This window comes from Nocardia sp. NPDC058176, assembly GCF_042883805.1.
Classification (GTDB): Bacteria; Actinomycetota; Actinomycetes; order Mycobacteriales; family Mycobacteriaceae; genus Nocardia.
The window spans coordinates 217,369-237,606 of record NZ_JBHVVA010000001.1; the positions used below are offsets into that span (position 1 = coordinate 217,369).

The 20,238-nt window shown below is 70.9% G+C and carries 16 protein-coding genes; 5 read left to right on the plus strand and 11 right to left on the minus strand.

The window, feature by feature from the left end:
* Nucleotides 1-15: 15 nt before the first annotated feature.
* The 5 genes from ACFVVM_RS00980 to ACFVVM_RS01000 all read right to left on the minus strand — a co-directional run bounded on the left by ACFVVM_RS00980 (nucleotide 16) and on the right by ACFVVM_RS01000 (nucleotide 6,641).
* Entirely contained in the window at nucleotides 16-543 is a 528-nt protein-coding gene (locus ACFVVM_RS00980; RefSeq protein WP_387611598.1) for a hypothetical protein, read from the minus strand.
* A 198-nt stretch (nucleotides 544-741) separates the two neighbouring features.
* Nucleotides 742-1,944, minus strand: a complete 1,203-nt coding sequence (gene speD / locus ACFVVM_RS00985; RefSeq protein WP_387611601.1) for an adenosylmethionine decarboxylase — start codon at nucleotides 1,942-1,944, stop codon at nucleotides 742-744.
* A gap of 7 nt (nucleotides 1,945-1,951) precedes the next feature.
* Nucleotides 1,952-3,067, minus strand: coding sequence for a type III PLP-dependent enzyme (locus ACFVVM_RS00990; RefSeq protein WP_387611603.1), 1,116 nt, complete (start codon nucleotides 3,065-3,067; stop codon nucleotides 1,952-1,954).
* Between the two features lie 104 nt (nucleotides 3,068-3,171).
* The gene (locus ACFVVM_RS00995) at nucleotides 3,172-5,670 is read right to left on the minus strand and encodes a DEAD/DEAH box helicase (protein WP_387611606.1); all 2,499 of its coding nucleotides are present in this window, start codon (nucleotides 5,668-5,670) and stop codon (nucleotides 3,172-3,174) included.
* A gap of 26 nt (nucleotides 5,671-5,696) precedes the next feature.
* Nucleotides 5,697-6,641 (minus strand): PAC2 family protein, encoded by a 945-nt coding sequence (locus ACFVVM_RS01000; RefSeq protein ID WP_387611609.1) that lies wholly within the window; start codon nucleotides 6,639-6,641, stop codon nucleotides 5,697-5,699.
* Nucleotides 6,642-6,845: 204 nt separating this feature from the next.
* On the opposite strand from ACFVVM_RS01000, the gene ACFVVM_RS01005 reads away from it, so the two are divergent.
* Nucleotides 6,846-7,580 (plus strand): sensor domain-containing protein, encoded by a 735-nt coding sequence (locus ACFVVM_RS01005; RefSeq protein ID WP_387611612.1) that lies wholly within the window; start codon nucleotides 6,846-6,848, stop codon nucleotides 7,578-7,580.
* 147 nt (nucleotides 7,581-7,727) lie between these two features.
* The gene (locus tag ACFVVM_RS01010; RefSeq protein WP_387611615.1) at nucleotides 7,728-8,873 is read left to right on the plus strand and encodes a DUF4192 domain-containing protein; all 1,146 of its coding nucleotides are present in this window, start codon (nucleotides 7,728-7,730) and stop codon (nucleotides 8,871-8,873) included.
* Nucleotides 8,874-8,883: 10 nt separating this feature from the next.
* Here the strand turns inward: ACFVVM_RS01010 and galE are convergent, their stop codons facing one another.
* The gene (galE, locus tag ACFVVM_RS01015; protein WP_387611617.1) at nucleotides 8,884-9,864 is read right to left on the minus strand and encodes a UDP-glucose 4-epimerase GalE; all 981 of its coding nucleotides are present in this window, start codon (nucleotides 9,862-9,864) and stop codon (nucleotides 8,884-8,886) included.
* Between the two features lie 3 nt (nucleotides 9,865-9,867).
* On the minus strand, nucleotides 9,868-10,554 hold the full coding sequence (locus ACFVVM_RS01020) for a metal-dependent transcriptional regulator (protein WP_387611619.1): 687 nt from the start codon (nucleotides 10,552-10,554) through the stop codon (nucleotides 9,868-9,870).
* Nucleotides 10,555-10,683: 129 nt separating this feature from the next.
* Here ACFVVM_RS01020 and ACFVVM_RS01025 point away from each other — a divergent pair, with 129 nt between their 5' ends.
* Together ACFVVM_RS01025 and ACFVVM_RS01030 are read left to right on the plus strand one after the other, a co-directional pair.
* Nucleotides 10,684-11,925, plus strand: coding sequence for an acetoin utilization protein AcuC (locus ACFVVM_RS01025; RefSeq protein ID WP_387611621.1), 1,242 nt, complete (start codon nucleotides 10,684-10,686; stop codon nucleotides 11,923-11,925).
* Entirely contained in the window at nucleotides 11,918-14,662 is a 2,745-nt protein-coding gene (locus ACFVVM_RS01030) for a GNAT family N-acetyltransferase (RefSeq protein ID WP_387611624.1), read from the plus strand. Before ACFVVM_RS01025 ends, ACFVVM_RS01030 begins: the two co-directional genes overlap by 8 nt.
* 108 nt (nucleotides 14,663-14,770) lie before the next feature.
* On the opposite strand, the gene ACFVVM_RS01035 is transcribed toward ACFVVM_RS01030, so the two are convergent.
* The 3 genes from ACFVVM_RS01035 to ACFVVM_RS01045 form a co-directional block, all read right to left on the minus strand.
* Nucleotides 14,771-15,739 (minus strand): sigma-70 family RNA polymerase sigma factor, encoded by a 969-nt coding sequence (locus tag ACFVVM_RS01035; protein ID WP_387611626.1) that lies wholly within the window; start codon nucleotides 15,737-15,739, stop codon nucleotides 14,771-14,773.
* 169 nt (nucleotides 15,740-15,908) lie between these two features.
* On the minus strand, nucleotides 15,909-17,426 hold the full coding sequence (locus tag ACFVVM_RS01040) for a methyltransferase (protein WP_387611629.1): 1,518 nt from the start codon (nucleotides 17,424-17,426) through the stop codon (nucleotides 15,909-15,911).
* A gap of 234 nt (nucleotides 17,427-17,660) precedes the next feature.
* Nucleotides 17,661-18,413 carry a VOC family protein gene (locus ACFVVM_RS01045; protein ID WP_387611632.1) on the minus strand — a complete coding sequence of 251 codons (753 nt, stop codon included), beginning with the start codon at nucleotides 18,411-18,413 and terminating at the stop codon, nucleotides 17,661-17,663.
* A gap of 93 nt (nucleotides 18,414-18,506) precedes the next feature.
* On the opposite strand from ACFVVM_RS01045, the gene ACFVVM_RS01050 reads away from it, so the two are divergent.
* Nucleotides 18,507-19,862, plus strand: a complete 1,356-nt coding sequence (locus ACFVVM_RS01050; protein ID WP_387611635.1) for an MFS transporter — start codon at nucleotides 18,507-18,509, stop codon at nucleotides 19,860-19,862.
* Here ACFVVM_RS01050 and ACFVVM_RS01055 read toward each other — a convergent pair.
* Nucleotides 19,833-20,192 (minus strand): DUF3099 domain-containing protein, encoded by a 360-nt coding sequence (locus ACFVVM_RS01055; RefSeq protein WP_387616687.1) that lies wholly within the window; start codon nucleotides 20,190-20,192, stop codon nucleotides 19,833-19,835. The genes ACFVVM_RS01050 and ACFVVM_RS01055 overlap by 30 nt on opposite strands.
* Between the last annotated feature and the right edge of the window lie 46 nt (nucleotides 20,193-20,238).

The window sequence follows — 20,238 nt, forward strand, 5'->3', positions numbered from 1 at the left end:
CGGCTCGTCTGCTGTTCAGGCGAGCCTGTCGAACTCCACCGAGGCATCGAGGGCGAACCACCCCATCGAGATCCGGCGGCCCTTCGCCGTGAAGTAGCTCGGGCCGAGCCACAGATCGGGTTCGATCTCGCGCAATTCGTCGTAGATCCGCCGGGCCGGGCTGCCCGACCCCACACGCGGATCGCTGTAGTCGAGCCGTACGGCGGGCCGGTGGTCGACCGCGGAATCGCCCACCGTGGCAACGAAGTTCAGTGCCCGCACCCCGCCGAGGGCGCGGAAGACGTTGTGGCCGAACGCGGTCGCCGGGTCCACGTGACGAAACGACTTGGCTACCCAGAAGTACGCGGGCCGCGCCATCAGTGGCGCGAGCACCCGCTCACCCGAGCCGGGGAACGAGCGCATGGCCACATCGCCGTCCAGGCGCGCGAAGTCGGCCGTGGTCGTCGCGGGTGCGGCGGCGAACAGGCCGGGGAACGCGGACAGGCCCGCGGCCGAGAGCGCGTCCAGTCGGGGGCGATGGTCGGACGGTCGGTGAACGGGCATCAGTCCGTCCGCCGACACCGGTGTCTGCGGCACTGGCGACTCGATTCTGTCGGGGTCTGCGAAAGCGGTACCGACAGTGTCACTCGGCGGGCGGTGTCGGCGGCGGCGAATTCGCCGAACCGAGCGGTCGATTGTTCAGTAACGGCGAACGGCGGTGACCCCGGGAATCGGGATCACCGCCGTCGGTGTCGCGTCGCCTCAGCGCCGCAGCGCGTACGGTTCGATCGCGCCGCGCTCGAGTGCGCGGGCGTCGATGGTCTCGGCGCGGTAGGGGAGCAGGGCCAGGCGGTCGGTCATGCCGCGCACCGGGTTGTCGATCTTCTCGTTCAGGCCGAACAGGAAGGTCCACTCGTGCTCGTCGCTGCCGTAGGGCACCACGGTGGTGAACTGGTCGTTGAACCGGCCCCACGAGCGCTTCAGCGTCTCGTTGCGCCACATGGTCGCGCACCCGGCCTGGGCCGAGAGCACGCCGCCGGGGGCGAGCAGCGCCCGACATCGGGACAGGAACTCCGACTCGTAGAGGCGGTTGTGCTGGGCGTCCTCCACGCGCTCGTCGGGCAGGTCGATGACGATCACGTCGTAGCGGGTGCCCGCCTCCTGCGCCTTGGCCAGGAAGTCCCAGCCGTCGGCGTAGTGCACGTGGATCGGGCCCTCGCCCGCGACCGCGGCGGCCAGCTCCTCGGGGGTGTACCCGTAGGGCAGGTGCCGCGCGCACAGTTCGACCTCGCGCTGGTCGATGTCGACGTGGTCGACCAGCTCGGCGCCCGCGGCCACCGACATCTGCGAGGCCACCCCTTCGCCGGAACCGACGATCAGCACCCGGTCCAGCTTCTCGGCCAGCACGAACGCCGGGACCATCATGGCCTCGTGGTAGGTGAGCTGGGAGAACTCGGTGGACTGGCGGTCGTCGTCGGAGAACAGGGAGATGCCCTGATCGGTGCGCGCGATCACCATGTGCTGGAACGGGGTGTTCGTGTCCACGATCACCTCGTGCAGATCCCAGATCCGGGTCAGGCCCTCGCCCACCGGTTCGTAGATCTTCTCGGCACCGTGGCCGCGCTGGACGACCTTGGTCCGGACCTCCTTGGGAGACAACCTGTCTCGCAGCAGGTCGACGGCCGTCGTGGCACCGGCACCGATGGTGCCGCAGGTGAAGACATCGACGAAGATGTCGCCGGACTCCGGATAGGTGTGAATCGAGGCGTGGGACTCCGACAACAGCGCGAGGACGGTCACCCCCTGCGGTTCGAACTTCTTGTGAACGACATCGCAGATGGTGACGCCCGCGGCAACCAGAGACTCACGCAACGCCGATTCGAGTCGTTCGAGATCGTCACACAGGTCTGTGTCGACACCACCGAACTCGGCCAGCACGTGCCAGCCGGTGAATTCCGCCGTCATGGCAAACTCACTCTCGCTCAGCGCCCGAGACATGAACGGTCAAGGGCGGAAAACCATTGAAGGACACCGACGAATAACTCGCGGTATAGGCGCCGGTGTGCGGGATCTGGATCCGGTCACCGGCTCGCAACGTGGTCGGCAGAAGGACGCGCGTGCGTTGATACAGTACATCGTCTCCGTCGCAGGTCGGACCCGCGACCACCGCCTCGTCGACCGGATCGCCATCGCGATCGGTGACGAAACGATAGGCGATGTACTCGTTCTCCGTCTCGGCCATACCGTTGTACCGGCCGATGTCGAGATACACCCAGCGCCGGCCGTCCGGCGCGAATCGGACGCCGACGACCTCGGCGTGAATGGTGCCCGCGTTACCCACCAGCGCACGGCCGGGTTCGACGACCAGCGCGGTGGTTTCGGGCAGGAATCGCGCGGCGGCGTCGGTCATCGCGGCGGCGATCTCGTCGAGCGCGGGAGCGTCCTCGGCGTAGGAGATCGGCAGTCCGCCACCGACATTGACCGCGGGGACGTGAATCCCCTTGTCCGCCAGCGTCGCGACGATCTGTCCCGCCTGCTCGATGCCGATCCGCCATGCGGCCGGGTCGAGCTGCTGGGAGCCGACGTGGAAGTACGGGCCCGCCACCGTCAGGCCCAGATCACGCGCGCGCACCAGCAGCCGTGCCGCCTCACCCGGCGCACAGCCGAACTTGGTGCCGAAGGGGGTGCGCGACTCCGGGGCCGCGGACAGGAACCGGCACTCGACCTCGGTGCCGGGGGCGTGCTCGGCGATCCGCGCCAGATCGTCCTCGGTGTCGAAGGCGTAGCGGCGCACCCCGAGCGCGAAGGCGCGCGCGATGTGGGCGCTCTTCTTGATCGGGTTGCCGTAGCAGAGCTTGCCCGCGTCGATACCGAGGCGCAGGCACTGGTCGATCTCGCCGATGCTGGCGACGTCGAACTCCGCGCCCTCGGCGTCGAGCAGGGTGAGCAGTTCGTCGACCGGCGCCGCCTTCACCGCGTACCTGATCCGGGTGCCGCGCGGGTGGTTCGCCGACACGGCGGCATCGAGGGCGCGGTAGTTGGCACGTACCTGTTCGGGGTGCAGGACAAGGTACGGGGATTCGGGCATCGGTGAACTTTCGGTCGGCAGCCGGGAGAGACTATCAGCGGCCCCTACCCAACAACGAATCCGTCAAACATTCGTCATACTCCGCCATGCGGTTCGGCTATCGTTCAGCCCGCCGACACCGTGACCTCGTCGAATACCACCTCGCCCGCGGCATCGGACTCCTCCAGATCCACGATCGCGGTCAGTGCCCAGCCGTGATCGCCCGACGGGTCGTCGAGCACCTGGCGCACGTGCCAGAAGCCGGGGCGCTTCTCCACCTGGAACAGCTGCGGGCCGCGCGCGTCGGGGCCGGTGCCGATCGTGGCGTACTCGTCGAAGTAGGGCGCGAAGTCCTCGGCCCAGTCCGGTCCCGGGCTGAGTTCGTCGAGGTCGTACCAGCGCTGCCGGGCGGCGAGTTCGACCCGGCGGAACATGGCGTTGCGCACCATCACCCGGAAGGCGCGTTCGTTCGCCGAGATCGGGCGCACCGATTCCGCGCCGAAGGCGATCTGCTCGGTATCGGTCTCCGCGCCCGGGTTGGTGAGCTGTTCCCATTCGTCGAGCAGGCTCGAATCGACCTGGCGGATCAGCTCGCCGAGCCATTCGGTGATGTCTCCGAGTTCCTCGGTGCGCGCGGCCTCGGGCACCGTGCGGCGCAGCGCGCGGTAGGCGTCGGCGAGGTAGCGCAGCACCACACCCTCCGAGCGGGCCAGTTCGTAGAACGAGATCAGCTCGGCGAAGGTCATCGCGCGCTCGATCATGTCGCGCACCACCGCCTTCGGCGACGGCGCGAACTCCGAGACCCAGGGGTGCCCGGCCCGGTAGGTCTCGAACGCGGGGTCGATCAGCTCGGCGAGCGGCTTGGGCCAGGTGACCTCCTCCAGCAGCTCCATCCGCTCCTCGTATTCGATGCCGTCGGCCTTCATCTCGGCGACGGCGGCACCGCGAGCCTTGTGCTGCTGGGCCATCAGCACCTGACGCGGGTCCTCCAGGGTCGCCTCGATCAGCGAGACGACATCGAGTGTGTAGGTGGGGCTTTCGCGGTCGAGCAGCTCGAAGGCGGCCAGCGCGAACGGCGACAGCGGCTGGTCGAGGGCGAAATCGCGTTGCAGGTCCACGGTGAGCCGGGCCATGCGGCCCTTGGCATCGGGCTCGGTGAGCTGTTGCACCACACCGGCATCGCGCAGCGCGCGGTAGAGCCGGATGGCGCGCAGGATGTGCCTGCGCTGGGCCGGGCGGGGTTCGTGATTGTCCTCGAGCAGGTGGCGCATCGCCGTGAAACAGTTGCCGGGGCGGGCGATCACATTGAGCAGCAGGGAATTGGTGACCGAGAATCGCGACACCATCGGCTCGGGCTGCGCGACGACCAGCCGATCGAAGGTCTCCTCGCTCCAGGACACGAAACCCTCGGGGGGCTTGCGGCGCTGGATCTTTCGCTGCTTCTTCGGATCGTCGCCCGCCTTGGCGACCAGGCGCGCGTTCTCCACCTCGTGCTCGGGTGCCTGCACCACCACCGTGCCCATGGTGTCGAATCCGGCGCGCCCGGCCCGCCCGGCGATCTGATGGAACTCGCGCGCCTTGAGCCTGCGGGTGCGCACGCCGTCGAACTTGGTGAGCCCGGTCAGCAGCACGGTGCGGATCGGCACATTGATCCCGACACCGAGAGTGTCGGTGCCGCACACCACTTTCAGCAGGCCGTCCTGGGCCAGCTTCTCCACCAGCCTGCGGTACTTGGGCAGCATCCCGGCGTGGTGAACGCCGATACCGTGGCGGATCAGCCGCGACAGCGTCTTGCCGAAGCCGGTGGCGAACCGGAATTCGCCGATGGCCGCGGCGATCGCGTCCTTCTCCGCGCGGGAGGCGAGGTTCACGCTGGTGAGCGCCTGCGCGCGTTCCAGGGCGGCGGCCTGGGTGAAGTGCACGACGTAGACCGGCGCCTGATGGGTGGTCACCAGTTCTTCGAGGGTCTCGGTGATGGGGGTGCGCACGTAGGAGAACGTCAGCGGGACAGGGCGTTCGGTGCCCGCCACGACCGCGGTCGAACGGCCGGTGCGGCGCTCGAGATCGGTCGCGAAGAAATCCACCTCGCCCAGCGTCGCCGACATCAGCAGGAACTGCGCGCGCGGCAACTCGATGATCGGCACCTGCCAGGCCCAGCCACGGTCGGGATCAGCGTAGAAATGGAACTCGTCCATCACCACCTGCCCGACCTCGGCGGCCGCGCCCTCGCGCAGCGCCAGATTCGCCAGGATCTCCGCGGTGGCACAGATGATCGGGGCGTCGGCGTTGACCGCCGCGTCCCCCGTGACCATACCCACGTTCTCGGCGCCGAACACCTCGCACAGCGCGAAGAACTTCTCGCTCACCAGCGCCTTGATCGGCGCTGTGTAGTAGCTGCGCTGCCCGTTGGCCATGGCGAACAGGTGCGCGCCGACCGCGACGAGCGATTTACCCGACCCGGTCGGCGTGGCCAGGATGACATTGGATCCCGAGGCCAGCTCCATCAGCGCCTCGTCCTGCGCCGGATACAGGGTGGTGCCCTGCTCGGCGGCCCACGCCGCGAACGACTCGTAGAGCGCGTCGGCGTCGGTCCCGGGAATTTCCAGCAGGTCGGTCAGATCCACTCCGACCACCCTAGTGGGTCGGGTGCTCAGGCCTTGTCGTCGCCGGAGGTGTCGTCGTAACCGCCCTGCTCGGCCAGGAAGCGCTCGAACTCAGCGCCGAGCTCCTCGCCGCTGGGCAGTTCGCCGTCACCGGCGAGCAGACTGGACTGGCGCTCCTGGGCGGTGACGAAGTTGTCGTACTGGCGTTCCAGCGCCGTCACGACGGTCTCGACCTCCTCGTTGCCCGCGATGTGCTCGGCCACCTGCTCGCGCACCCGCGCGGCCGCCTCGCCCAGCGCCGCCAGCGGCAGCTCGAGCCCGGCGTTGTCGGCCACGTTCTCGAGCAGGGTCTGCGCGGCCTCGGGGTAGTCGGTCTGGGCCAGGTAGTGCGGCACGTGCACCGAGAACCCGATGGATTCGTGCCCGTGCTGGGCCATCCGGAACTCGAGCAGCGAGGACGCGCTGCCCGGCACCTGCAGCTCACCCGGCCAGCGCTGGTGCTCGCCGATCAGCGAACGGTCCGAGGAATGCGCGGTGACACCGAGCGGACGGGTGTGCGGGATCGCCATCGGGATGGCCGACAGGCCGATGGTGCGCCGCACCCCCAGCTGTTCGGCCAGCAGCCGCACCGCGGTGGTGAACTTCTCCCAGCGCAGATCCGGCTCCAGCCCGGCCAGCAGCAGGAACGGGGTGCCCGCGGTGTCGCGCAGCGCCCACAGATTGAGCTCCGGCTCGGCGTAGTCGGCGAAATGGTCGGTCTTGAACGTCATCAGCGGACGGCGCGAGCGGTAGTCCAGCAGCTCGTCGACATCGAAGGAGGCGACCAGCTCGGACTCGAGGCTCTCGCGCAGATGCGTGGTCGCCAGGCGGACGGCGTGTCCGGCATCGGTGAAACCCTCCAGGCCGTGCACCAGCACCGGGCCCGCGCCGTCGTCCGAGGACAGCTGCGGCGCCGGGAACTCCAGCTCGTACATGTGCGACTGGTCATCCATCGCGTACTCCTTCCTGCGCGGTCCACCAACGCTCGCGGCGGGGGAGGCGGTCTCCATTGTCCCCCACGCGAGCAGACGCATCGCACACGGCCGGAGGACGGCTCGTCTTCGAATGCCAACAGCCCGTCCGGCCTCGGCATTCCCACCCCGGCGTGGCGCAACCGGAGCCGATCACCGCCGTGGGGCACAGTGGACGGTGTGAACGTGGCGCAGACGAGGCCCGGTCGTGCGGGCGATGCCCTCCGGGTGCGCGGGCTCGCGCGCCGGTGCTCGGCCGCGGTGGCGATCGTGTCGGTCGCGGCGCTGAGCGGCTGCGGGCAGAGCGTCAGCGGGACACCGGTCGCCGAGAGCGCCATGTCGGCGCGCGCGGTGGCGGGCGCGCTGGCCGATCTGCTGCCCGCTCCGCAACAGTTCCCCGACCGGTACCCGGCCGTGGTGCTGCCGCCGCAGGCGGCCAGCGCCGCGGCGGGCGATCTCGACGGTGTCGGCGCGGGCGCCACCGTCAGCCCGGCCGCGTGCGCCCCACCCGAGGCCGAGGCCGGCGCCGAACCGGCGGCGGTGGCGGTCGGCAGCGACGACGCGAACCGCTCCACGCTCACCGTCGAACTGGCGCGCAGCACCGAAGCACTGTCCGGGCTGCGTGATCGACTGCGCGGCTGCGAGCGGATCCGGGTCGCGCGCGCCGGCGCCGATTCGACCGTCACCACGGTGCTCGACGAGGTCGTCCCGCCGGGTGCCGACGATGCGATCTCCTTGCGCCGCACGGTGATTCCGGATGTCGGCGGTGCCGGCCTGACCCAGACGATGCAGACCTCGGTCGGCCAGATCGGCGACGTGCGGATCACCGTCACCTCGATGACCTTCGGCGACGGCGAACCCGACACCGACGCGGTGGCGGAGATGTTCGCGACCACCGTGCGCGCGGTCCGCGACAGCTGAGGCCCGGCTACCACGCGGCGGTGACAGTTTCGCCCGCGCCGCGACGCGCGGACCGGGATCGCTCCACAGCCTCGGCGCTGCCAACAGGGTAAAAAGGGCCCAGGTCGATGGTCGGGTGCCCCGGGCGGCGGCGGTCATCGTGGAGCCATGACGCCTTCGACGAACCATTCCACCCGCCGGATCCACCGCGCCGGACCGTTCTTCCGTGCGCTCGCCTGCGCCGAATCCACCCCCGCCTATCCCGTCGATCCCCGGCTGCGGGTCGATCAACCCGGTGACCTGATCGCGGCCCTGCCCGCCATGCTCGGTTTCGTACCCGAACGCTCGCTCGTCGTCGCCGTGCTGTGCCGGCCGAGTCCCGGCGCCGCCGCGGCGATCGAGGCGGTCGTGCGCTTCGATCTGGACGCGGTGAGCGATCCGCGGCACCGCGAGCAGTTCACCGAGTGCGTGGTGTCGATCTGCGCTCGCGAACAGGCCACCGGCGTGCTCGCGGTGCTCGTCGAGGACCGCCCGCTGTTCGCGCGGGCCGGTGCGCTGCTCGACGCGCTCGGCGCGACGGGGCTCACGGTACGCGGCGCCTGGTCGGTGCCGACGATCGCGGCGGGCGCGCGCTATCGCAGCCTGTTCGACCCGGCCGCCGGTGGCCGGGTGCCCGATCCGGCGGCCTCACCGGTCGCGCTCGCCCACGTCCTGGACGGCAAGCAGATTCGCCGATCCCGGCGCGAACTGACCGCGGTGCTGCTGCCCGATCGGCGGCTCGGCGCGCGGGTGCGGCCCAGGATCGGACCCGCCGTGGCGGGCTACCGCGACGGACTGTCGGCGGCGACGCGGGCGGGACGGGCCGCGGCATACCAGCGCGGAGCGCTGGAATGGGTGTTGTGGCAGATCGCCGACGCGGCCTCGGGTACGCCACGGGCCGCGCGGGAACTCGCGCGACTGGCCGCGACGCTGCGCGATCGCCCGCTGCGCGACGCGATGTACGGCTTGGCGCTGGGCGATCACGCCGAGGCCGCCGAGCAGCTGTGGATCCAGCTGGCCAGGGCGACACCGGGCACCGACCGGGCCGAAGCGGCCGCCCTGCTCGGGTTCAGCGCCTACGTGCGCGGGGACGGACCCTTCGCCGGGGTAGCGCTCACCGCCGCGGTGGAGGCCGACGCGACCCATCCGATGGCGGTGCTGCTGGAGACCTCGCTGCAGAGCGGCCTGCGGCCCGAACGGCTACGCTCGCTGGCCCACTGCGGTCACCAGATCGCCGCCGACCTCGGGGTCGACCTCGGCCCGATCGCGCGGTGAGCGCGCCCGATCAGCGGGCGCTGTGCGCTCGCGAGCCGAGGGAACGCAGGAAATCCCAAGCGTCGGAGACGATCTCGTCGAGATCGTTGTGTTCGGGCCGCCAGCCGAGCTCGGTGGCGGCGCGCTCGCTCGAGGCGACCAGCACCGCCGGATCGCCCGCGCGGCGCGGCGCCTCGATCGCCTCGATCGGCAGACCGGTCACCCGCTCGCACGCCGAGATCACCTCGCGCACCGAGAAGCCGGTGCCCGAACCGAGATTGAAGATCCGATGAGTGCCCGGCTGCGCCGAGGCCAGCGCGAGCAGATGCGCCTGCGCCAGATCGCGGAGGTGGATGTAGTCGCGCACGCACGTACCGTCCGGCGTCGGCCAGTCGTTGCCGTACACGGAGATGGCCTTGCGGTGGCCGGCGGCCACCTGCAGCACCAGGGGGATCAGATGTGTTTCCACCACCCGGTTCTCACCGAGTCCCGCGTAGGCGCCCGCCACGTTGAAGTAGCGCAGGCTGGTCGCGGCCAGATCGTGAGCCACCGCGTAGGAGGTGATGGCGTGATCGATGGCCAGCTTGCTGGCGCCGTAGGGATTGGTGGGGCGCGTCGGCGCGTCCTCGGTGATCGGCACCTGTTCCGGCTCGCCGTACACCGCCGCGGTCGAGGAGAACACCAGGCGCGGGGTCCCGGTCTCCCGGATCGCCTCGAGCAACGTCAACGTCTTCACGACATTGCCGTTCCAGTACTTCTCCGGCTGCTCCACCGATTCGCCGACCAGCGACTGCGCCGCGAAATGCAGGACACCGTCGAAGGATTCGGCACGCAGCAACCGCGGCGCCGCGTCGGCGATATCGCCCTCGACGAACCTGACGCCGGCGGGGACGCCATCGGCGTTACCGGTCGAGAGGTCGTCGACCACGACCACCTCGTGGCCCTGCTCGAGCAATACCGCGGCGCAGCCGCCGCCCACGTACCCGGCTCCGCCGGTGACCAGAAGTTTCACGAATCAGACCAGCCTCACCTGGACGGCGTGCGCCATCTCGTCGGACAGTTCGAAACCGCTGTGGCCCGGCACCGTGATGATCACCGCGCCCGGCTTGGTCTCCACCGTGACGCGCGCGTCGGGCACCACACCCGCCTCGCGCAGCCGCCCGATCACCTCGGGATCGGTCTGGATGTGCTCGGCCAGCCTGCGCACCACGACGGCGTGCAGCGCGCCGTTGGGCAGGTCGGAGAGCCGGACCAGCGTCTCCTCGGCCAGCGGCACGGTCCCGAGGCCGAGCTCGTCGAGGCCGGGGATGGGGTTGCCGTAGGGCGAGGTGGTCGGGTGGTTGAGCACCTCGATCAGGCGCCGCTCCACGTCCTCGCTCATCACGTGTTCCCACCGGCACGCCTCGGCGTGGACGTTCTCCCAATCCAGGCCGATGATGTCGACGAGCAAGCGCTCGGCGAGGCGGTGCTTGCGCATCACCGCCACGGCCATGGAGCGGCCCTTGTCGGTCAGCTCGAGATGGCGGTCGCCCGCGACGAGCAGCAGGCCGTCGCGCTCCATGCGCGCGACCGTCTGGCTCACCGTCGGACCACTCTGCTCGAGGCGTTCGGCGATGCGCGCCCGCAGGGGCACCACGCCCTCCTCCTCGAGGTCGTAGATGGTACGGAGATACATCTCCGTGGTGTCGACCAGATCCTTCACCTGTTACCCCTTCGTCGGCACGAATTCTACCCACGCGCGAACACCGGTCCGCGTGCCGGACCAGCGGCCCTATTTCTACTGCATGTCAACGCCACACGGGGGCCGCTGCTTCCGGCTAGCGTGGCGACCATGGTCACGTCGCCGCGTAGCGAACACTCCGGCACCGTCGTGTGGACCGAGCGATTCCTCGGCTACACCTGGAGCCCGGACCATCCGATGAAACCGGCGCGGCTGCGATACACCATGTCGCTGGCCGAAAGTCTGGGCCTGCTCGATGGTATCGAGCCGCTGGCCCCGGCCGCCGCAACCCAGGCCGATCTGCTGCGGGTGCACACCGGCGCCTACATCGAGGCGGTCCGCCGGGCCGGTGCCGGACCGCCGACACCGGAGGACACCGCCTACGGACTCGGCACCGCCGACAACCCCGTCTTCCCGCGCATGCACGAGGCGGCGTCGGTGATCGTGGGCGGCACGCTCGCCGCCGCCGGGGAGATCGCGGCGGGCCGGACGCTGCGCGCGGTGAGCATCGGTGGCGGAATGCACCACGCCATGCCGAATTCGGCGGCGGGGTTCTGCATCTACAACGACGCGGCGATCGCCATCTCGTGGCTGCTCGATCACGGCTACGACCGTATCGCCTACCTCGATGTCGACGTCCACCACGGTGACGGTGTGCAGCGCGCGTTCTACGCCGACCCGCGCGTGCTCACCGTCTCGCTGCACCAGCATCCGGCGACCCTGTGGCCCAACACCGGCTGGCCGGAGGAGACCGGGGTGGGCGCCGCGGAGGGCACCTCGATCAATCTGCCGCTGCTGCCCGGTACCAGAGACGCGCAGTGGCTGCGGGGTTTCCACGCGGTGGTGCCCGGCGCGGTGGCGGCATTCCGGCCGCAGATCATCGTCAGCCAGTGCGGCGTCGACACCCACCGCGAGGACCCGCTGGCCGACCTCGAACTCACCGTCGACGGTCAGCGCGCGGCCTTCCTCGCCATGCGCGAACTCGCCGATCGGTACGCCGAAGGACGCTGGCTCGCCATCGGCGGCGGGGGATACGGCGTGGTGCGGGTGGTGCCACGGGCCTGGACCCACCTGCTGGCCGCCGCGCTGGATCGGCCACTGGCGCCGGAGACACCGGTGCCCGAGGACTGGATCGAACAGGTGCGCGTGTCCGCGCCCCGCGTGCAACCCCCGACGACGATGGGCGACGGCGGCGACACCGCCTACCGCCCCTGGGACGGGCCCGGCGGCACGCCCGAGATCGGTGACGCGGGCCAGATCCGCGCGCAGCGGGCGATCGACACCGCCATCACGGCCACCCGGCGGTCGAGCTTCGGCCTGCTCGGGCTCGACCCGGAGGACCCCCGTGACTGAACCACTGCTGCCCGACACCCCGGACACGCCCGCGAATCCGCCTGCGCCACCGCAGCATTGGTACGGCGACGTGCTCGCCGCCGATGGCGGGGTGGTCCGCGTGCGCCCGATCATGCCCGCCGACGCCGAGGCACTGGCGGTGTTCCACGCCCGCCTCTCCGACCGCACACGCTATCTGCGCTATTTCGGTCCGTACCCGCAGATCTCGCCCAAGGACATGTACCGCACCACACACGTGGACTATCACGACCGGGTCGGGCTGGTCGCGGTCCTCGGCACGGCGATCATCGGCGTCGCGCGTTACGAACTGCTCGACCGGCCGGGTCCGCGCGCGGCGGAGGTGGCCTTCGTCGTGGCCGACGAGCACCAGGGCCGCGGGCTGGGCTCGGTGCTGCTCGAACACCTCGCCGGCGCCGCGGCCGAGAACGAGGTGGCGGCGTTCGTCGCCGAGGTGCTGGCCGAGAACGAGGCCATGATCACGGTTTTCCGCGATGCCGGATATCAGCTGCAGCGCAGCCGCGACGGCGCCGAGGTGCATCTGGAGTTCGCCATCGACCCCACCGAGGCGCTGCGCACCGTGCGCGACGCGCGCGAGGCCGCCTCCGAGGCCCGCAGCGTGGGCAATCTGCTCGCGCCCGGCTCGGTCGCGGTGATCGGGGCATCGCCCGAGCGGACCAGGGTCGGCGGCGCGGTGCTGGCCAACCTGCTCGCCGGTGGGTTCAGCGGGCCGGTGTTCCCGGTGAACCCGAACCGCCGGTCGGTGCGCGGGGTGCGCGCCTACGCGACCGTGCGCGAGATCCCCGACGAGGTCGATCTGGCCGTGGTCGCGGTGCCGCCCGCCGCGATCGGCGCGGTCCTCGACGACTGCATGGCCAAGGGCGTCAAGGGGCTGATCGTGCTCACGGCGGGTTTCGGGGAGACCGGCGCGGCCGGGTTGGCCGCCGAACACGATCTGGTCGCCGCGGCCCGTGGGCACGGGATGCGGGTGGTCGGGCCCAGCGCGCTCGGTATCGCCAACACCGACCCGGCCGTCGGCCTCAACGCCACGCTGGCCCCGGTCCTGCCCGAGCGCGGCCGGATCGGGTTCTTCTGCCAGTCCGGCCCGCTCGGCGCGGCGATTCTGGGTGAGGCCGCCGCCCGCAACCTCGGCTTGTCGACCTTCGTGTCGGCGGGCAATCGCGCCGATGTCTCCGGCAACGATCTGCTGCAGTTCTGGGACACCGCCGCCGACACCGAGGTGATCCTGCTCTACCTGGAGAGCTTCGGTAATCCCCGCAAGTTCTCCCGGCTGGCCCGGCGGGTGGCGCGCGGCAAGCCGATCGTCGCGGTGAGCAGCGGGCGGCTCGCGGCGGGCACCGACATGGATCGCACGGTGGTGCGCGACCTGTTCACCCAGGCCGGGATCATCCAGGTCGACTCGATCTCGGAGCTGTTCGACTGCGCGGCCCTCCTGGCCTGTCAGCCCCTGCCGCGGGGCCCACGCGTCGCGGTGATCGGCAACAGCGCCGCACTGAACTGGCTCGCCATCGACGCGGCACACAGCGAGGGCCTGCGCGTGCACCGGCCGGTGACCGCGGTGGATCGCGGTCCCGGCGCCCGGCCGACCGAGCGCAATGCCCGCAGCGCCGCGGTCGACGGACCCGTCGACCTGGGTCCGGAGGCCACCCCGGCCGACTACCGGGAGGCGGTCACGGCCGCGCTGCGCAGTGACGAGGTCGACGCGGTGATCGTCGTGGTGGCCCCGCCGGTCCCGGTGCCGATGGGCGGATTCGGTGACGCACTGCGCGCGGCCGCCGCGGCATCGGATCAGGACAAGCCGGTGCTGACGACCTTCGTCGCCGAATCGGGGATCCCGCGGCAGCTGGCGGTCCGCACCACCGGCGGCGCGCCCGCGCGCGGTTCCATTCCGTCCTATCCCGACCCGGAGCGGGCCGCCAGGGCACTGGCCAGGGTCGACCGGTACGCGCGGTGGCGCGACCGGCCCGTCTCACCGGTCGTACGCCCGCCTGGCATCGACACAGCCGCGGCTACGGCACTCGTCGAGGGGTGGCTGGCCGAATCGGGTGGCCGGTGGCTCAGCGACGAGGAGGCGGCGCTGCTGCTCGACTGCTACGGCATCGACGTGGTGGAGTTCCGGGCGGTGCGCGACGCGGACCAGGCGGTGGCGGCCGCCGAGGAACTCGGCTACCCGGTCGCGGCGAAGGCCACCGGGGAGCTGTGGCGGCGCAGGCCCGATCTCCTCGGGGTCCGCCTCGATCTGTGGGGGCCCGACGCGGTCCGCCAGGCCTACACCGACCTGGTCGAGATCTGTGGTGACCCGCTGCTGCACGTGCAGAAGATGGCGACCAAGGGCGTCGGCTGCGTGCTGCGGGTCACCGACGACCCCTCGTTCGGGTCGGTGATCCAGTTCGGGCTCTCCGGCATGATCATCGACCTGCTCGGCGACCGCGCCTATCGCGCGCTACCGCTCACCGCCGAGGAATCCGTCGCGTTGATCGAGGCGCCGCGCGCCGCCCCGCTGCTCTCGGGCGGTGCGGCCGGGCCCGCGGTCGACAAGGCGGCACTGGCCGAACTGGCGCAACGCATCTCGGCGCTGTTCGACGACCTGCCGCAGCTGCGCGAGCTCTCGTGCGATCCGGTGCTGGCCGCGCCCGCCTCGGCCGAGATCATCTACGCCAGGGCCCGCATCGGCCCCGAACCGAGCCGCTTCGACACCGGTCCGCGCCGGTTGGCCTGACCTGTCCGACGAACAACGCCGACCGGCTCGCGACCCCGGAGGGGTGGGGTCGCGGACACCGGTCGGCGTTTCGGAAGACGACCCCGCAGGGCCGTCGGGTTCTTCGGATCAGCTGGCGTAGGCGCGCAGCCGATCGGCGCGTTCACCCTTGCGCAGCTTGGACATGACCTCGCGCTCGATCTGGCGGACCCGCTCGCGGGACAGGCCGAACAGCTTGCCGATCTGGTCGAGGGTGCGCGGCTGGCCGTCGTCGAGGCCGAAGCGCAGGCGGATGACCTGCTGCTCGCGCTCGTCGAGGGTGGCCAGGACGCTGCGCACGTCGTGGTGCAGCAGGCCCGCGATGACCGCGCTCTCGGCCGAGGTGGCCTCGGAGTCCTCGATGAAGTCACCGAGGGGGGCTTCCTCGTCGTTGCCGACGGGCATGTCCAGGCTCACCGGGTCGCGGCTGTGATCGAGCAGGTCGGCGATCTTCTCCACCGGGATGCCCGACTCGTTGGACAGTTCGGCGTCGGTGGCCTCGCGGCCCAGCTGCTGATGCAGTTCACGCTTGATCCTGGCGAGCTTGTTGACCTGCTCGACCAGGTGCACGGGGAGGCGAATGGTGCGGCTCTGATCGGCCATGCCGCGGGTGATGGCCTGGCGGATCCACCAGGTGGCGTAGGTGGAGAACTTGAAGCCCTTGGCGTAGTCGAACTTCTCCATCGCGCGGATCAGGCCGAGATTGCCCTCCTGGATGAGGTCGAGCAACGGCATGCCGCGGCCGGTGTAGCGCTTGGCCAGCGACACCACCAGACGCAGGTTGGCCTCGAGCAGGTGTGAGCGGGCGGCTTGCCCCTCACGGACCAGGATCGCCAGATCGCGCTTGCGCGCCGCCGTCAACCGCTTGCCGGTCTCGAGCAGGTTCTGGGCATACAGGCCCGCCTCGATACGCTTGGCCAACTCGACCTCGTCGGCCGCCGTGAGCAGTGCCGTGCGGCCGATTCCGTTCAGGTACACGCGTACCAGGTCGGCGGCGGGGCTCTGGGCGTCGATATCGGACTCGCTGGGGCGCACACGAGTAGTGGCGGGGCTTGTCATGACTTGCCTCCTGTCGGTGGTGTCTCACTCCGATCAACGGACCCGACTTACAGAAAGTTCCCGATCCCGCGGCCGGTAAACCGCTCTGAACTGCGGGTTCGGCCCTTGACGGCTGAGAAGTTCCTGAGAAGAGCACCGAGGTCGGAACTCGCCCCCACCGGGGTGCGGCTCAGACGGGTCGCACCAGTCCGTGGCGCACCAGTCCGGTCACCACGCCCAGCGCCTGCCCGGCGAATTCCGGGCTGACCTCGTCGGCGCCCGTGGCGAGGGCCAAGAGTTCGATCAGTTCGTACAACGGCAGGCCGTCGGGCCGCATTCCCGCGACGAGCCCGATCGTCGACTCGTCGACCTCGTGTTGCCAGCGCGGTCCGTCGCCGCGGTGCAGGCGCGCCACCTGCTCGGCCCAGCCGTGCTCGCCGGGCAGGTAGACCCGTTCCAGCGCGGTCGCCGGGCTCGGGGCGAACCGGGAACTCCACGCGAGGTCCTCGTCGGCGGCCACCGCGCGCAACCACGACGACCGGGCGAAGTAGGCCGCCGCCTCGTCGCCGAGCGGGTCCTCGAAGCCGTGGGTCAGGTCCTCGGCGAGCAGCTCGGTGGGGCCGTCGATGGCGTGCAGGTAGACGAAGCCGAAACCGATGCCCTCGACCTCGGCGGCGTCGAAGGCCGCCAGCCAGGCCTCGGCGCGCTCCTGGGCGGCCGGATCGCGGGGGTCCAGGCCCGCGTCGCGCAGCCAGGTGCCGACGTAGAGCGCCGGGTCGGCGACATCGCGCTGCACCACCCAGGCATCCACCCCGTGCGCGGGCAGCCACGACGACACCCGCTGGCGCCAGTCCTGCCCCTCGACGTGCACCCAGGCCGCCAGCATCGCCGCGGTACCACCGGGGGCGAGCAGATCGGGTGCCTGGCCGATGACCAGTTCGCTGGCGCCGTCGAGGGCGAGGCCGGAATCACGATAGGTGTGCTCGACGCGGGCCGGACCGACGACGAACGGGGGATTGGCGACGATCTGATCGAAGCGCCGCCCGGCCACCGGCTCGAACCACGAGCCTTCCAGCAGCTCGATGTCGAGCTCGTTCAGTGCCGCCGTGGCCTGCGCCAGCCACAGCGCCCGCGCGTTGACGTCGGTGGCGGTGACCCGCCCCGCGTACCCGGCCGCGTGGACCGCCTGCACGCCGCACCCGGTGCCCAGATCCAGCACGGTGCCGACCGGGACGGTCGGCGTCGCCCGCAGCAGCGACAGCGACGCGTGGCCCACTCCGAGCACGTGGTCCTCGGTGAGGGTGCGCCGCCGCATCGAGTCGTCGAGATCGGACAGGATCCAGCGGGTGCCGGCGCCGGTGTCGAGCGGACGCAGATCCAGCGCCGCCCTGATCTCGTCACCGTCGCGAACCAGCAGGCCCGCCGCCACGGCATCCTCGACGCGCACCGGCGCCAGCGCGTCCGCCACCGCCCGCTCCGGCAACTGGTCGCCGAGCAGCAGCAGCCGGATCAGCGTGCCGAGTTCACCCGCGGCCCGCGCGGCCCGGCGCACCGGCACCGGCTCCGACCGGCTCAACGCCGCGTGCACATCCGGGCCCAGCGCCTCGACCAGCGTGTCGGCGGTGTAGCCGACCCGGATGAGCGCGACGCGTAGGTCCGGGCACAGCGCGGTGAGCAGGGAACCGGTGGCGGTGGGGTTCGTGGGCACCCGACTACTGTGCCAGGACCGCCCGGGCAGTGAACCACCAGTTCGGGCCGCGTGTCACCGGATTCACCCTGTCGGCGAGGCGCACAGGAACCCGCGACCCGCCGCAGCTTGTCCGGACGCCGCGTCGAGAGCCGGGAGGATGTCCGCCGGTCTGGGCTCGCGCCGCCGATGCGGGCCTGGGCGAGCTGATCGTTCCGGCGCGGGTCGAACCCGGTCCGCCGCGTGGCCCGATGGTCAGTGGACGCGGCCGGTGTAGGGGTCGCGGGCGGTCACGCAGTAGTGGACGCCTCCCGGATCTCGCAGAACGATCCAGTGGGGTGTCTCGGTGACGCGGGTGGCACCCAGCGAGGTGTGCCAGGCGGCGGTGGCGGCGAGGTCGGTGGACGACAGGTCGGGATGGGCGCCGGCCGGTCGTGGGTCGTCGAGTCGCTGGACGAGGAATTGCAGCGGCTGGCCGGGGCCGCGCAGGCGGGTGAATTCGGGGCGGCGGGCCGGTTCGTGGGCCCAGCCGGTCAGGTCTCGCCAGAAGGTGGTGTCGGTCGACAGGTCGGTGGGGGACAGGTCGAGGCAGATCTGGTCGAGGCGGCTCACCGTGCCGTCCGGGGCGCTCGCCACGACGGCCGGCGCGGTGTTCGGGTCCACGATGCTCGCGGTGCCGGTCGGAGTGAAGCAGAAGGTTTGTCCGGCAGGCGATTCCAGCACGGCGTAGCCGCCGCTGTCGGTGACGACGCGCGCGCCGAGCCCGGTCGCGACGGTCACCGCGGCGGCGACGTCGTCGACATCGAGGTCCAGGTGGATGCCGCCGTCGTCGCCGACCCGCTGCAGCTTCAGCCAGGCGGGACCGTCGGCGGGCAGCAGCGTGACGAATTCGTCGTGTTCACCGCGCGGAACGGACACGGTGGAGCCGGTGACGGTGGCCCAGAACCGCACACAGGCGTCGAAGGTGGCGGCGGGGCGGTCCAGGAAGGCCCACGTCCAGCGAATCATGCTGTCTCCCTTGCGGCTCCGAGGAACATCGACGAACTCTTCGTACGCTAGCGCACCCGCCACCGGGCAGGGTTGGCAGGATGTCGATGAAAGATGGCATTCCGGCCACTCGTTCGTCCATCGAAGTTCCGGCACTCTGCTCGGGTGACCGATCTGCGCTCGAGTGATCCGAAGGCCCGCAACCCCACCCGCCTGCACCCGGCCTGGATCGTCGCCGGTGTCGGCTTCGTCGCGCTGCTCGGTGCGGCGGCCTTCCGCTCGGTCCCCAGCGTGCTGATCGAGCCACTGCACACCGAATTCGGCTGGTCGCACGGGACGATCTCGGCGGCCGTCTCGCTGAACATGCTGCTCTACGGCCTGATCTCGCCCTTCGCCGCCGCGCTGATGGACCGGTTCGGCATCCGCCGGGTGGTGTGCTCGGCGCTGGTGCTGATCGCCCTCGGCAGCGGGCTGACGGTGTTCATGACCCAGTCCTGGCAGCTGGTGACCACCTGGGGCCTGCTGGTCGGGATCGGCGTCGGATCGATGTCGATGCCGTTCGTCGCGACCATCACCGGCCGCTGGTTCGTCCGCAGTCGCGGCCTGGTCACCGGCGTGCTCACCGCCGCAGGCGCCACCGGCCAGCTGGTGTTCCTGCCCCTGGTGGCGATGCTGGCCCACGATCACGGCTGGCGACTGCCCTCGATCCTCGTGGCCGCGGTCGCACTGTCGGTGGTGCCGCTGGTGTGGCTGTTCGTGCGCGACTACCCCAGCGATGTCGGCGTACGGGCCTACGGCGCGCCCGCCGGCTCGGACGCGGGGGTACGCGTACCGGCCGCCGGTGGCGCGGGCCGCGCGCTGAGCGTTCTCGCCACCGCCGCGCGCAAGCCCGGATTCTGGCTGCTGGCAGGCGGTTTCGCCATCTGCGGCGCGTCGACGAACGGTCTGGTCGGCACGCATTTCGTGACCGCGGCCCACGACCACGGCATGCCGCCGACCACCGCGGCGGGACTGCTGGCGCTGATCGGGATCTTCGATGTGGCGGGCACCATCGCCTCGGGCTGGCTCTCGGACCGGATCGACCCGCGCTACCTGCTGCTGGGCTACTACTCACTGCGCGGCCTGTCGCTGCTGATCCTGCCCTCGCTGCTCGGCCCGCACACCCAGCCCAGCATGTGGGTGTTCATCGTGTTCTACGGACTGGACTGGATCGCGACCGTCCCGCCGACGGTGCTGCTGTGCCGGGAACTGTTCGGCGCCGACGGCCCGATCGCCTTCGGCTGGGTGTTCGCCGCCCACCAGGTCGGTGCGGCCCTCGCCGCCACCGGCGCCGGTTTCATCCGCGACCTGCACGGCTCCTACGACCTGGCCTGGTACGTGGCGGGCGCGCTGTGCGGGCTGGCGGCGATCATGTCCGTGCTGGTCCGCCGCCCGCGGCACTCAACTGTCGATGGCCTTGCGGTGCCCTGATTCCAGGGCCGTGTGGTCCTCGTGGCCGTCCCAGCGGCTCGGTTCGTCCTTGGTGCGCGGCGGCCGGTCGTTGGCGATGAGCACCGCGATCCACGGCAGCGGCACCGAGGCGGCGATGATCAGGATCGAGATCAGCGGATTCTCGAACATGGTGTAGGTGAGCGCGGCCAGGAGCAGGCACGGGATCCGGAATCCCATGATGATCAGGTAGCGGCGCACCCTGGCGCGATGCTGCTCGTCGAGCGAGGGTGCCGCCTCGGTGATCAGCACGGGGTGGTCGGTGGGGGCGGCGCGGAAGAACCCCCGCGACGCGCTGGACGCGGCGGGCATCGTGACCTCCGGGTCCGGGGTCGGCTCGTCGGCGCCGGGGGTGTCG

Excerpts from the sequence above, each read along its gene's own strand:
- ACFVVM_RS01025 (WP_387611621.1), top strand. The coding sequence starts at position 10,684 with ATGGTCACGTCGCCGCGTAGCGAACACTCCGGCACCGTCGTGTGGACC.
- ACFVVM_RS01035 (WP_387611626.1), bottom strand. The coding sequence starts at position 15,739 with ATGACAAGCCCCGCCACTACTCGTGTGCGCCCCAGCGAGTCCGATATC.
- speD (WP_387611601.1), bottom strand. The coding sequence starts at position 1,944 with ATGACGGCGGAATTCACCGGCTGGCACGTGCTGGCCGAGTTCGGTGGT.
- ACFVVM_RS01010 (WP_387611615.1), top strand. The coding sequence starts at position 7,728 with ATGACGCCTTCGACGAACCATTCCACCCGCCGGATCCACCGCGCCGGA.
- ACFVVM_RS00980 (WP_387611598.1), bottom strand. The coding sequence starts at position 543 with ATGCCCGTTCACCGACCGTCCGACCATCGCCCCCGACTGGACGCGCTC.
- ACFVVM_RS01000 (WP_387611609.1), bottom strand. The coding sequence starts at position 6,641 with ATGGATGACCAGTCGCACATGTACGAGCTGGAGTTCCCGGCGCCGCAG.
- ACFVVM_RS00990 (WP_387611603.1), bottom strand. The coding sequence starts at position 3,067 with ATGCCCGAATCCCCGTACCTTGTCCTGCACCCCGAACAGGTACGTGCC.
- ACFVVM_RS01055 (WP_387616687.1), bottom strand. The coding sequence starts at position 20,192 with ATGCCCGCCGCGTCCAGCGCGTCGCGGGGGTTCTTCCGCGCCGCCCCC.
- ACFVVM_RS01045 (WP_387611632.1), bottom strand. The coding sequence starts at position 18,413 with ATGATTCGCTGGACGTGGGCCTTCCTGGACCGCCCCGCCGCCACCTTC.
- ACFVVM_RS01050 (WP_387611635.1), top strand. The coding sequence starts at position 18,507 with ATGGCATTCCGGCCACTCGTTCGTCCATCGAAGTTCCGGCACTCTGCT.